General features: G+C 72.8%; 10 protein-coding genes and 1 pseudogene. 4 read left to right on the forward strand and 7 right to left on the reverse strand.

The window, feature by feature from the left end:
- Positions 1 to 127: 127 nt before the first annotated feature.
- The 6 genes from ACFVYL_RS31395 to ACFVYL_RS31420 form a co-directional block, all read right to left on the reverse strand.
- A complete protein-coding gene (locus tag ACFVYL_RS31395; protein ID WP_389721953.1) occupies positions 128 to 1,144 on the reverse strand; it encodes a Yip1 family protein in 1,017 nt (338 codons plus the stop codon).
- Positions 1,145 to 1,280: 136 nt separating this feature from the next.
- Positions 1,281 to 2,783: an FG-GAP-like repeat-containing protein gene (locus tag ACFVYL_RS31400; protein ID WP_389721955.1), complete on the reverse strand. Its 1,503-nt coding sequence runs from the start codon at positions 2,781 to 2,783 to the stop codon at positions 1,281 to 1,283.
- A gap of 210 nt (positions 2,784 to 2,993) precedes the next feature.
- A complete protein-coding gene (locus tag ACFVYL_RS31405; protein WP_389721957.1) occupies positions 2,994 to 4,478 on the reverse strand; it encodes an FG-GAP repeat protein in 1,485 nt (494 codons plus the stop codon).
- A 272-nt stretch (positions 4,479 to 4,750) separates the two neighbouring features.
- Positions 4,751 to 6,298 (reverse strand): FG-GAP repeat protein, encoded by a 1,548-nt coding sequence (locus tag ACFVYL_RS31410; protein ID WP_389721959.1) that lies wholly within the window; start codon positions 6,296 to 6,298, stop codon positions 4,751 to 4,753.
- 226 nt (positions 6,299 to 6,524) lie between these two features.
- Positions 6,525 to 7,922 (reverse strand): FG-GAP repeat domain-containing protein, encoded by a 1,398-nt coding sequence (locus ACFVYL_RS31415; protein ID WP_389721961.1) that lies wholly within the window; start codon positions 7,920 to 7,922, stop codon positions 6,525 to 6,527.
- Positions 7,923 to 8,070: 148 nt separating this feature from the next.
- Positions 8,071 to 8,706: a GntR family transcriptional regulator gene (locus tag ACFVYL_RS31420; RefSeq protein WP_389721975.1), complete on the reverse strand. Its 636-nt coding sequence runs from the start codon at positions 8,704 to 8,706 to the stop codon at positions 8,071 to 8,073.
- 281 nt (positions 8,707 to 8,987) lie between these two features.
- Here ACFVYL_RS31420 and ACFVYL_RS31425 point away from each other — a divergent pair, with 281 nt between their 5' ends.
- Together ACFVYL_RS31425 and ACFVYL_RS31430 are read left to right on the forward strand one after the other, a co-directional pair.
- Positions 8,988 to 9,536, forward strand: coding sequence for a YbhB/YbcL family Raf kinase inhibitor-like protein (locus ACFVYL_RS31425; protein WP_389721963.1), 549 nt, complete (start codon positions 8,988 to 8,990; stop codon positions 9,534 to 9,536).
- 93 nt (positions 9,537 to 9,629) lie between these two features.
- Positions 9,630 to 10,601, forward strand: coding sequence for a hypothetical protein (locus ACFVYL_RS31430; RefSeq protein WP_389721965.1), 972 nt, complete (start codon positions 9,630 to 9,632; stop codon positions 10,599 to 10,601).
- Here the strand turns inward: ACFVYL_RS31430 and ACFVYL_RS31435 are convergent.
- Entirely contained in the window at positions 10,492 to 11,307 is an 816-nt protein-coding gene (locus ACFVYL_RS31435) for a helix-turn-helix domain-containing protein (RefSeq protein ID WP_389721967.1), read from the reverse strand. The two genes, ACFVYL_RS31430 and ACFVYL_RS31435, sit on opposite strands and share 110 nt — an antisense overlap.
- A gap of 232 nt (positions 11,308 to 11,539) precedes the next feature.
- Between ACFVYL_RS31435 and ACFVYL_RS31440 the strand changes: the two genes are divergently transcribed.
- Positions 11,540 to 12,211, forward strand: a complete 672-nt coding sequence (locus ACFVYL_RS31440; RefSeq protein ID WP_389721969.1) for a DUF4097 family beta strand repeat-containing protein — start codon at positions 11,540 to 11,542, stop codon at positions 12,209 to 12,211.
- A 40-nt stretch (positions 12,212 to 12,251) separates the two neighbouring features.
- A pseudogene (locus ACFVYL_RS31445) lies at positions 12,252 to 12,358 on the forward strand (ABC transporter); the annotation flags it as partial.

The following is a 12,358-nucleotide window of genomic DNA, read 5'->3' on the forward strand; positions in this document are numbered from 1 at the left end:
GGGCGCGGCGGGGGGTGTTTCGCGCGCGCCTTTGGCGGCTCCGCGGTGTGGTGCACCGCGCTACCTACACGGGGGGCCCGGGCGCGTCGCCCCCCCCGGGGCCCCTCCCCGTACACCTGCGTGCTTGCTAGAACGTGCCCAGCTTGATGATCGACAGGATCGCCAGGAGCTGGATCGTCGACGCGCCCAGCGCCTTGGGCCACGGCAGGTCGTGGGACTTGGCGACCATCGTCGTGAGCAGCGCGCCCGCCGCGAGCCAGGTCACCCAGCCGAGCAGCTGGACGAAGGGCTGGCCGCCGCCGAGGAACATCGCGACGACCACGCGCGGCGCGTCCGTGAGCGACATGATCAGCATCGAGAGGCCGACCGTCGGCTGCCACGCGCCGTTGCCGCCGAGCTGGCGGGCGAGGGTGTGCGTGACCACGCCCAGGATGAACGCGCTGAGGGTGATCGCGACGCCGGTGGTGAGCACGTAGGGGACGGCCGACGACAGCGTGGCGTTGATCGCGTCCTGGCGGGCGTCCTCGAAGCCGAAGATCGCGAGCGCGCCGTAGAGGAAGGTGACGATGAGGGCCGGGGCCCACATCGCGTAGTCCCGCATCTGGAGGAAGGTGGGGCCCGGGCGCAGCACGATGCCGCGCAGCAGGTCCTTCCAGTGCAGGCGGGGGCCGACGGGCGGGGCGGTCGCCTGGCCCGCGCGGTAGGTGTCGCCCTGGGTGTAGGGGTCCTCGCCGATGGAGAAGGCCTGGGTGTGGCCCGGGTTGTTGGCCGCGTACGGGTCGTAGCCGCCCTGGCCGTGGTCGCCGGGTCCGCCGAAGTACTCCGGCTCGCCGTGGTTGCCGCCCGCCTGGGGCCACTGCTGGCCCCCTGCGCCACCGCCGCCGTACGGCCGGCCGCCGTGCGGGCCACCGCCGGGGGCGCCGCCCCCGCCGTACTGCGGGCCACCCCCGCCGTACTGCTGCGGGTTCGACGGCGCGGGTGGGTAGCCGTACGGCTGTTGCGTGCCCTGCGGGGCTTGCGGCCTGCCCTGGGGGGCCTGCTGCCTGCCTTGCGGGGCCTGCTGTCCGTACGGCTGCTGCCGCGGTTGTTGTTGCGGTCGCGGGGCGCGGTTGTCCCGGCCGCGTCCGATCCTGAATCCAGCCACGAATCGAACGTACCTGGTCTGGAGGGCTCGGGTCGTCCCTCCTCGGGAGGAGACCGGCTTTGCCGCTGACCTGTGACAACCCTTAGGGGGTCCCGGAGGGGGACCCTGAGGGGTTGTCCCCAGGGTCCCGGGGACGCTAGTGACCGAGCACCGCTCCGTATGCCTCCGGGTCGGAAGAGGCGGGCAGGCCAAGGGACTTGGGGGTGACGGCGGTGACCGGGGTGCTGCCGACCGTGGCCCCGGGCAGGTTCCAGACGCCGCCCGCGGCGGAGTCCTCGCCGGGCGCGGCGGCGGACAGGTCCGGGACGCCGTCACCGTTGTGATCACCGGTGGCGAGGGCCGCGCCGAAGAGGTCGCCCACCTCGGCGGCGCCCGGGACGCCCGGGGTGTTCTGCTGGTACGCGACCGCGCCCGCCGCCGAGCCGTCCGCGTTCAGGATGCCCTTCGCGCCGCCCTTCAGGACGGTGACGGCGCCCGCGCGTGCGGCGCTGCCGATGGCCTCGCCGGGGGCGCCCGCGATCAGGTCGTCCTTGCCGTCGCCGTCGATGTCCGCGACGGCGAGGGCGTTGCCGAAGTCGTCACCCGTTTCGGCGACGCCCGGCACGCCGGGGGTGTCCTGGTTGAGGGTCTGGCCCTTCCACACGAGGCCGCCGCCGTCCCCGTAGTGGATGTGGATGCCGCCTCCCTTGGCGATCTCCTCGGGGCCGCAGGGGTCGTCGATGTTCTCGTCGGCGATCTCGCGGCAGTTGCCGAGGGCCAGGTCGTCGTGGCCGTCGCCGTTGAAATCGCCCGCGGCCAGCGCGTTCGCGGCGCTGTTGTCGCTGCTCCAGGTCAGGCCGAAGTCGCCCTCGAACTCGTCGTTGCGGTCGTAGCGGTAGAGCTGCACGTGCGACTGCGTGTAGGGCTGGTTCTGCGTGTAGTAGGCGACGGCGAGCTCGGGGTGGCCGTCGGAGTCGAAGTCGCCGGTCGTCATGACGGGGGCGCGGCCGCCCATGCGGCTGCCCATGAGGGGGCTGGTGCCGGCGGTGTACGGGTTGAGGTTGGCGACGACCTTGTCCTTGCCGCCGATCGCGAGGTCGACGTCCGTGTCGCCGGTGAAGTCGGCGGCGGTCAGGGCGTTGCCGTAGGCGTCGGAGGCCTTCTCGCCGCGGGCGGCCGTGTTGGCCTGCGCGAAGCCGTCGCCGGTGCCGTAGAGGACGGTCACGGAGCCCGCGTCCTTCTTGTCGTCGATGTCCTCGCCCGGGGCGCCGATGACGAGGTCGGCGTACTTGTCGTGGTCGATGTACGCGGTGGTGACCGCGCCGCCGAACCGGTCGCCGGACTCCGGGGTGCCGGGCACCTCGACGGTGGCCTGCGTGATGCGCCGCACGTCGTGCGGGTCCGGGCCGTGCTTGCCGCCGAAGACGACGCTCACGTATCCGGCCTTGGCCTTGCCGTTGACGGTGCCGCTGGGGACGCCGACGGCGAGGTCGGCGTATCCGTCGCCGTTGAAGTCGCTCTTCACGGGGGCGGCGGGGGCGGCGGGGGCCGCCGGTGTGGCGGAGGCCGTGGTGGCGGTGAGGGGGAGGGCGAGGCCGGTCGCGGCCAGGGCGGTGGCGGCGGCCAGGGCGAGGGTACGGGGGTGAGGGCGGGGGTGCATGGGGGCTCCGGGAGGTGGGGGAGGGCCGGGTCCCGCACCGGTGGGGGCGGGGCCCGGACGGAGGGTGGTGTGGTGGTGTGGTGGTGGGGCTGCGGGCGCGGGCCGCTGCGGACGGCGTGGGTTGCCTCGGTCGGTCCGCGAAGACGCCCCGGGTCGGTCCGTCCGGGTCGGTCCGTCCGCGTCTGTCCGTCCGGGTTCGGTCCGTCCGCGTCAGTCCGCGAAGTTCACGCCCAGGCGGGCCGTGCCCGTCGCCGAGATGCCCAGCGTCGACGTGTAGACGCCCGCGGAGCCCGCGAAGGTGCCGTCCGCCTTGGTCGTCAGCGGGTAGAAGGCGCCGTTCCCGCTGTTCTCGCCGAACGCGCCGACCGTGACGTCGCCCCGCCCGTCGCCGTTCAGGTCGTCCACGTGGACGTCCGCGCCGAAGAAGTCGTTCGTCTCGTTGGAGTTGGGGACGCCCGGCGTGTTCTGGTCGAGGAGGACCGCGCCCCGCGTGGACAGGCCCGAGCCGTCCGCCGCGCCGTAGATGACGGTGACCGCGCCCGCGTCCACGACGCCGTCGAGGGTCTCGCCCGCGGAGCCCACGGCCAGGTCCAGGTGGCCGTCGCCGTTGATGTCGCCGAGGTCGAGGTCGGTACCGAACGAGTCGCCCTTCTCGCCGCTGCCCGGCACACCCGCGCTGTCCTGCGTGAAGATCTGAGTGCTGCCGTACGGGCCGTTGGCGGCGCCGTGCACGACGTACACCGAGCCGCCCTTGTTGGCGCCGGCGATGCCGTCGTCCCAGGTGAGGCCGATGACGATGTCGCCGTATCCGTCGCCGTCGGTGTCGCCGACGTCGGTGATGGTGCCGCCGGGCAGCCGCTGCTGGCGGGAGGTCTTGAGGCCGTCGGCGGTACCGGGCACCCACAGGTTGGCGTTGTATTCGTCGGCCGTGGAGAAGCCGTCGACGATGAGGTCTTCCTTGCCGTCGCCGTTCACGTCGCCCGAGTGCAGGTTGGAGGGGCCCGCGCCTTCGCCGCTCAGGATGGCGGGCTTGATCGTGTAGTGGCTGCTGCCGGTGCCCCTGGTACGGGAGATCTTGCCGTCCAGGATGTCGATGGTGCTCGCGCCCGAGCGGGCGCCGATGGCGAGGTCGTCGGTGCCGTCGCCGTCGAAGTCGCCTGCTTCGAGGGGCGATCCGAAGTAGTCGTGGCCGCTCGGGCGGGGGTCCTTCACGGTGGTCCCGCCGCTGAGGCCGCTCGCGGAGCCCCACAGGATCTGAACGGTGCCGCCGTCCTTGTCGCTGCCGACGTCCTCGCCGGGCGCGCCGACCGCGAGGTCGTCGAAGCCGTCGCGGTCGAAGTCGCCGTACGCGGTGTCGGCGCCGAAGCCGTCGCCCTTCTCCGCGGAGCCGGGGACGCCCGCGCTGTTCTGGCTGAAGGTCTTGTGGCGCAGGGTCGGACCGCCGTACGTGACGGCGACCTGGCCCGCGGAGTCCTTGCCCGCGACGTGGGCGCCGGGCGCGGAGGTGGCGAGGTCGGCGACGCCGTCGCCGTTGAAGTCCGCCTCGTGCGACGGCAGCGGGTCGGCGGGCGCGGCCGACGCGGTGGCTGCGGTGACGGAGAGCAGTCCGCCGGTGAGGGCAGCGGCGACGACCGTCGTCGCGACGAGGCGGCCGCGTCTGGAACGGGCGGTGGAGGTGCGCTTGTGCTTGAGCATGCGGGTCTCCTGCGGAGTGCGGTGCGGGGGGCGCGTTCGCCGGGCGTTGGCCCTGGCGTCACGCGCTGGTCGGCGAAGGGGAGACCGCTGGAGTGGGGCAAGGGTTGTATGGGGGAGGGGAGTTGGGCGTGGAAGCCGGTGATCGGGGGGTGGGGTAATTCAGCCCGTCCGGCGTTTGAGGACGAACTCGGCGAAGCCGGTGATCGGACGGCGCGCTGAGGGATGGGGGCGCCGCACATGACGACGGCGCCCCGAACGGTGACCGAGCCCGACTACCGCGAAAGAACGGCCCCGTAGCCCCGCGCCCCCGCGAGCCCAAGCTTGCCCGGCGTCACGGACGTGACCGGCGGCTTCGGGCCGCTCTTCGGGGTCGCGGCGTACCAGACGCCGCCCTTCGAGCCGTCCTCACCGGGTGCGCCCACCGCGACGTCCGGGTGGCCGTCACCGTTGTAGTCGCCGGTCGCGACGGCCGCGCCGAAGCGGTCGCCCGCCTCCGCCGTGCCCGCCACGCCCGCGGAGTTCTGGGTGAAGGCGGGGCCCGAGAAGTCCTGGCCGGTGCCGGACGAGGTGAGGACCCAGTAGCCGCCCGCGTCCTTGGCGGTGCCGACGGCCTCGGTGTCGGCCCCGGTGATCAGCTCGTCGACACCGTTCCGGTCGAGGTCGCCGGTCGCGAGGCGCGCGCCGAAGTTGTCACCGGCCTCGGCGATGCCGCCGACTCCCGGGTTGCTCTGGGCGGTGCAGGAGGCGCCGCCGTCGCCGAGGGTGCCGCCGGTCTTGCCGTAGACGACGGCTATCGCCCCGCCGAGGATGTCCTCGCAGTAGGTGCCCTCGGCCTCCGGGTTGGGCCGCATGTTGCCGACGGCGAGGTCCGCGGTGCCGTCGCCGTCGAAGTCGCCGGTGGCGAGCGCGGTGTCGCTGCTGTCGGCGGAGGACCAGGTCTCTTTCCACTCGCCCGAGCCGTGGCTCTGCACGGTCGTACCGCTGATCTCCTGGCCGTGGTACGAGATGGCCAGGTCGTCGCCGCCGTCGTTGTCGAAGTCACCGGCGGCCAGGGCGGAGGGGCCCGCGAAGTGCCAGCCCGTGACGCGGGAGACCTTGGAGGGCGAGCCCGCGGTGAAGGGGCCGGGCCGCGTCACGACCGAGCTGCTCTCGTCGAAGTGGGAGTTGAGGGCGATGTCGTTGTCGCCGTCCTTGTCGAAGTCGCCGGTGGCGAGGAGCGATCCGTACCCGGCGCTGTCGAAGTCGCCGTTGGCGGCGGTGAAGCCGCCCTTGAAGCCGCTCGCGGAGCCCCAGACGACCGCGACGGTGCCGGCGCTCAGGCCGACGGAGGTGTCCTCGTCGGGCGCGCCCACGATCAGGTCGCTGTAGCCGTCGCCGTTCATGTCGTTGGAGTCGACGGAGTGGCCGAACCCGTCGCCCGCCTCCGGGGTGCCGGGCACGCCGGCCGTGGCCTGGCTGACGGTGGCCGAACCGTGCTTGCCGAGGCCCGACTTGCCGCCCCAGACGACGTTGACGTATCCGGCCTTGGCCTTGCCGTTCACGGTCGCGTCCGGCACTCCGACGGCGAGGTCCACGTAGCCGTCGCCGTTGTAGTCGGCGCGGATCTTCGAGGGGGCGGCCGCGGCTGCGGTTGCGGCTGCGGGGGTGGCCGCGGCCGCGTTGCCCGCGGTCAGGCCGGTGACGCCGAGGGCGGTGGCGGCGCAGAGGGCGCCTGCCGTGAGGAGCTTGTTGCGTGCGGTCGTGCGTGCGGTCGTGCGTGCGGTCTTGCGGGCGGTGTCAGGTGCGCTGTTGTGTGCGGACTTGCGGGTGTGGGTGGGCACGGGGGCCTCCAGCTGGCTCGGGTGGTTCGTGTGCCGAAGCGGTCGCCTTCCTCGGCGACACCGGGCAACCGCGGGCTCTGCGTGAGCCTTTGGGTACGGCTTGGCTACCGGGGGTGTGACTCGTGGGGCGTACGAAGGGTTGTGCGCCGAGGGCGGCAGGGAGCCTCCGCCAGCCTCCGCCCCCGTTGCCCTTGCCCCCGGGACGCCAAGCGCCAAGCCTTGAACGTCACGCCCCGCCCAAGGACAGGAACTCCTCCGTGGAGAACGCCAGTCGCGGCTTGCGGGCGACCAACTCGTTCCCCTTCAGGCCCGGATAGACGGCTACCGTGTCCCGGCTGTTCCCGCGGTACGTCCGTACGACCAGGTCAGCCCGCTTGTCGCCGTCGAAGTCCGCGACCTGGAGCACCTGCGTGGTGCCTTGCGCGGACGGCGTGACGCTCGCCGTGGCGTCGGCGGCGAGCCCACCCGTACGCCCCCGGAACACGCGCACGGCGCCCGAGCCGTCGCCGCTCCCGCCGCTCCCGCCGGCCCCTCCGCCTCCGCCTCCGCTGAGGACGAGCTCGCTCAGCCCGTCCCCGTCCAGGTCACCCGCGTCGACCGCCACGTCCTTGGCCGTCAGGGAGCCGCGCAGGGTGCCCGGCACTTCGTAACGGAGCGCGACACCGGTCGGCGACGCGACGGCGGCGTCCATGCCCTTGCCCTTGCCGAACCGGCCGAACGCGACGTCCTTGCCCGCCGGGAAGAGCACGCCGGTCTCGTCGGGCCCCTGCGGGCCGCCAAGGACCAGGGCACTGGCGGCGGCGCCCGACGCGTTCGCGGCCTTGCGTACGAGGACGTCGGCGTAGCCGTCGCCGTCGACATCCGTGGCGCGGCCCGACACGAGGTTGTTGCCGGGTCCGGTGACGGGCTTGCCCGCGGCGCGCGGGGCACCGGTCCGTTTGAACGGGCCGCGCAGGAAGGTGAGCCGGGCCCCGCTCGCGTGCAGCACGAGGTCGTCCGCGCCGTCCCCGTCGAAGTCCCCGCACACCGGCTGGTCCGGCCAGTCGTTGCCGAAACGTGCCTGCGCGGGCACCTTCAGCTTCACGGCCTTGCCCGTCAGGCCCTTGGGCGAGCCGAAGAGGATCTGCAGCGGTACGGGCGGCTGCCCCTGCCCGTCGTACGGCGGGTCGGTGGAGACGATCAGGTCGCTGAAGCCGTCCCTGTCCAGGTCGCAGGAGGCCTCGGACTCGAACGCCGCGGGCAACTCACCCTTCGTACGGGCCCCGTTGGCGTGCGCGCTCAGCAGTTGCCGCGCGCCCGGGACGAGCCCGTTCCCGCCGCCGTAGACGATGCCGATGCCCGCGTCGTCGCCGTGGCCGCGGTGCACGAGGTCGTCGAGTACGAGATCACGGGCGCCGTCCCCGTTGAAGTCGTCGTCGATCCCGCTGCCCTTGCCGACCGGTACGGGCCGCTGCGCCGCACCCTTGCCCGCCATGTTGGCGGGCCGGTCGTCGCCCTTCTTGCCGCCGTCGCCGTGGCCGCCGCAGCCGCCGAGGATGAGCGCACAGCCGAGGACGGTGGCCGTCGCCGTGCCCACGCGCCGCCGTACGCCGCGGCTTCCGCCCCGTATCCCGGCACTCCGCATGCCCCTCACCCGCCCCGACTGCCTCTCCCGACAACAACCAGCCCATGATGCTCCCCTGCCTCGTGCGGGATAAGGACGGCAGGGTCCCGTTTCCATCACGACGACCTGCTCGGGATCGGAACGCCCGCCCGGGCGGCCTCGGATGAGCTCAGTCGTCGGTCAGGGCAGCCGCGGTCAAAGTGAGGTGCTGGACCAGGACCGCCGCCGCGGTGTCGGCGTCGCGGGCCAGCGCCGCCTCCTCCAGCCTGCGGTGTTCCTCGGCGCCGTCCCGGTCCGGGTTGCGCCGCGCCGCCCAACGGCGGGCCAGTTCGCTCGCGGTCCACATCCGGTCGAAGGTCTCCAGCAGGGTGGGGTTGCCGCAGCCCTCCAGGAGCGTGCGGTGGAAGGCCCGGTGGGCCTCTGACCAAGCGCTGGTGTAGTGCTCGCCCTCCTCCGGCGCGTACGGCGGGGTGCGGACCAGGCGATGGTGGGCGGCCCGCACGCGCGCCTCCCAGTCGACATCGCCGCGCTCGACGGACAGGCGCAGGACGACCGGCTCGATGGTCCGCCGGGCCTCCGCGATCTCCTGCCAGCGGCGGTCGGAGAAGGACGGGACCGCGAATCCCCGGTTGGGCAGCCGGTCGGCGAGCCCTTCGCCGACCAGCCGCACCAGCGCCTCGCGCACGACGGCGAGGCTCACGCCCTGTTCCTTGGCGAGGTCCTGTGGTTTGAGGGCGGCACCCGGAGGGTGGTCCCCGCGCATGATCGCGTCCCGCAGGTGTGCGTAGACCTGCTCGGAGAGCATCTGCTTCCCGGCGGGGGCCGGGTCCTGGGGTGCGCCGGTCGCGAAGTCGGTCCTGCTGCCAGTCATGGGGCAAGCATAGACGATCACTTGGATAATCGATTATTAGTGTTACCGTCGATTCATCGAGCGGCGGTCGTCGTCGACGGCACCGTCGTACACAGCCCTGAGACCTGCCCACAGGGCAGCCCTGAGGCCCAGCGCACAGAAGCAGCCCTGAGGTCCCTGCACCTGCACACAGAGACAGCCCTGAGGTCTGCCCACAGCCCGAGAGGAAGATCCCCGTGATCGCCGACAACCCCTTCGCCCGCCTCCCCGAGGTGCCCTCCTTCACCGTCACCAGCACCACCGTCACGGACGGCGCGGCCTGGCCGCCCGAGCAGCACTCCGCCGGGCTGCCCGGCGGGAAGGACGTATCTCCGCAGCTGTCGTGGAGCGGCGCACCGGAAGGCACCAAGAGCTACGCCGTCACCGTCTACGACCCCGACGCCCCCACCGGATCCGGGTTCTGGCACTGGGCGGTCGCCGACATCCCCGCCACCGTCGCCGAGCTGCCCGAGGGAGCCGGCGACGACACGGGTACAGACCTGCCCGAAGGCGCCTTCCAACTGCCGAACGACATGCGCGCCACTCGCTTCGTCGGCGCCGCCCCGCCCGCCGGGCACGGCCCGCACCGCTACTTCGTCGTGGTGCACGCCCTCGACGTGGAATCCATCGGCGTCCCGGCCGACGCCACCCCCGCCGTCCTCGGCTTCACCATGGCCGGCCACATCCTCGGCCGCGCGGTCCTGACCGCCACCGCCGAGACCGTCGCCACGGAGGCCGCCGCCTGACAGCACCCCGACCCCAGGCCCGGCCCCAGGCCTGACTCCAGGCCCGGCCCCAGCCCCGACTTCAGCCCCGACTTCAGGAGAGGAACAACCGATATGCACCGCGACGACCCGGCCCGTCCCGGCGACGGACCGATGGATCTGCATGCCGTCCGCGACGTAAGCCGCGCCATCAGCTCCGCCCACCTGTTCGTCTACTTCGCCCCCGAGGGTGCGCAGGAAGCGGCCGCACTCGGTGTGACCGACCGCGGAACGGCGTACCTGGCGCTCCGGTCGGCCGCGATGGGCGCGGTTCCGTGGCAGGCCGTACTCGCGGCCTTCTACAACTTCAGCCCGCGGGCGGTGGAGACCATGGCGGGTGCGTGGGACGCCGCTCCGCCCGAGCGGTGGCAGGCCGCCCGCTTCACGGCGGTCGGGCGGGCCATGCGGCGCGTCGGCGTGCGCCTCACGGACGCCGACCTCGCCGAGGCGCGCTCGCTGATCGACCCGGTCGTCGCCGGCGCCGACTACGCCGGCAAGGTGCTGGCCGCCGCGAACGCTTCGGTCGCGCTGCCGGCGGACCCCCTCGTCGCGCTGTGGCAGCAGATGACGGTGGCACGCGAGTGGCGCGGCGACGTCCACAACGTCGTGCTCGCCGACAACGGCCTCGGGCCGTGCGACTGCCTCGTCCTGCACACCGCGACGGGCGGCCTTCCGGTGCCCCTCGCGCGGGCGACCCGCCAGTGGAACGACGAGGAGTGGAGCGCGGCGACGGCACGTCTCGCCGCGCGCGGCTGGCTCGACTCCAACGCCGCGATCACGGACGCCGGCACCGCCGCGCGCGAACGGATCGAGGTGGAGACGGACGAGCACTGCGCCGCGCTCTGGGCGCCGATCGGCGACGCGGGCGCCCGCCGCCTCGCCGCGCTCGTCGCACCCGTCACCGATGCGTTCACCGCGGCGGGGACGTTCCGGGCCGTCACTTCTCGGACGGATGATTCTCGGACGGATGATTCTCGGACGGACGTTTCTGGGACGGATGGTTTCCGGACGGATCGTTCCCGGCAGGTTCCGGCTTCTGTTCGGTGAAGAGGACGTCGCGGGCCTGTTCCGCCGCGCGGACGATGCTCTCGGAGACGAAGTCGACGAAGCGGGCGACGTTCTCCAGGCGGGCCGCGGCCGGGGTGCCGGGGCCGAGGACGGTGACGCCCTGGCGCGCCGTCTCGACGAGTTGGGCGTGCGCCCGGGCGGTGGCGATTATCGACTGGAACCAGACGTCGTTGTCGACGATGTACCGCTCACGGCGCCGTTCGTCGCGCTCGCGGCGGATGAGTCCCTGACCGTCCAGGAACGCGACCGCCTTGGAGACGGACGCCGGGCTGATCCGGAGGTGCTGGACGAGTTCGGCCGCGGTGAGGCTGCCCGCGTCGGTGGTGAAGAGGGCCACCAGGACGCGGGCGGTCATCTTGGGCAGGCCCGACTGCATGAAGACGGTGGCGAGCGTCTCCTCGTACTCACGCACCGCTTCGTCATCGCGCCCGTTGCGTTCGCCGGCCCGCGCGGGCGCCTGTGCGTCGCGCGTCGCGGTCTGCCTGCGCCGGTGGGCGCGCTGTTCGGTGGCGCGGTGGGCCAGGTCCGCGCGGTAGCCGGTGGGGCCGCCGTTGCGCATCACCTCGCGCGTGATCGTCGAGGTGGGGCGGTCCAGGCGCCGGGCGATCTCCGCGTACGGGAGGTCGTCGGCCAGGCCCAGCGCGATCTGCTGGCGTTCCTGCTGGGTGAGTCTGCCTCCCGGCATCGCGGCCTCCTTCGTGGTCGGTCTGTGGTGGCTTCAGCTTAGCGTTCAATTTCTAGTCATTGCAACGCAACGGGGATCGGTTGTTGCATTAGATTTAGACCCGTTGCAACGAAATAACGCATGTGAGCTGCTGTGACGCAAGTTCAGCGCAACGAAGGTGTTGCTGAAGTCGTGAACGCAACGTAGCTTTTCGTTCATCGGAAACGACCACGGCGCATCCAAGGAGCACACCATGCAGAAGTTCGACACCCCCGCCCCGATCTCCGCCGTCCTCGACATCCCCGCTGGCCGCCTCCAGCTCATCGCCGCCGACCGCACCGACACCGCCGTCGAGGTCCGGCCCGCCGACGGCGCGAGCGGCAAGGACGTCAAGGCCGCCGAGCGGATCTCGGTCGAGTACGTCGACGGCGTCCTGCGCATCGAGGCCGCGGCGCCCAAGAACCGGATGCTCGGCAACTCCGGCTCCGTCGAGGTGACCGTGCAGCTGCCCGCCGGTTCCCACGTCGACGCGAAGGCGGCCGCCGGTGAACTCCGCGGCGTCGGACGGCTCGGCGACGTCACCTACGAAGGCGCGCAGGGCCCGGTCAAGCTCGACGAGGCCGCGAGCGCCCGCGTCGAGGTGATGGCCGGTGACATCGCGGTCGGCCGTCTCACCGGACCCGCGGAGATCCGCACCATGAAGGGTGACATCCGCGTCGCCGAGGCCGTGCGCGGCGCGGTCGAACTGCGCACCGAGGCCGGGGAGATCACGGTCGGCGCCGCCCGCGGAGTCTCCGCCTCGCTCGACGCGGGCACCGCGTACGGCCGGGTCCACAACGCGCTCAGCAACACCGCGGGCGCCGACGCGGAACTGGCCATCCGCGCGACCACCGCCTACGGCGACATCACCGCCTGCAGCCTCTGACCGCCACCCGCCCACAGCCTCCAGAGGGAGCAGATCCACCATGACCGACCTGGCCATCGCGGCGCACGGGCTGCGGAAGTCCTACGGCGAGAAGACCGTCCTTGACGGCATCGACCTGGAAGTCCCGCAGGGCACCATCTTCTCCCT

Origin of the sequence: Streptomyces sp. NPDC058308, from assembly GCF_042880275.1 — a bacterium.
Lineage (GTDB): Bacteria > Actinomycetota > Actinomycetes > Streptomycetales > Streptomycetaceae > Streptomyces.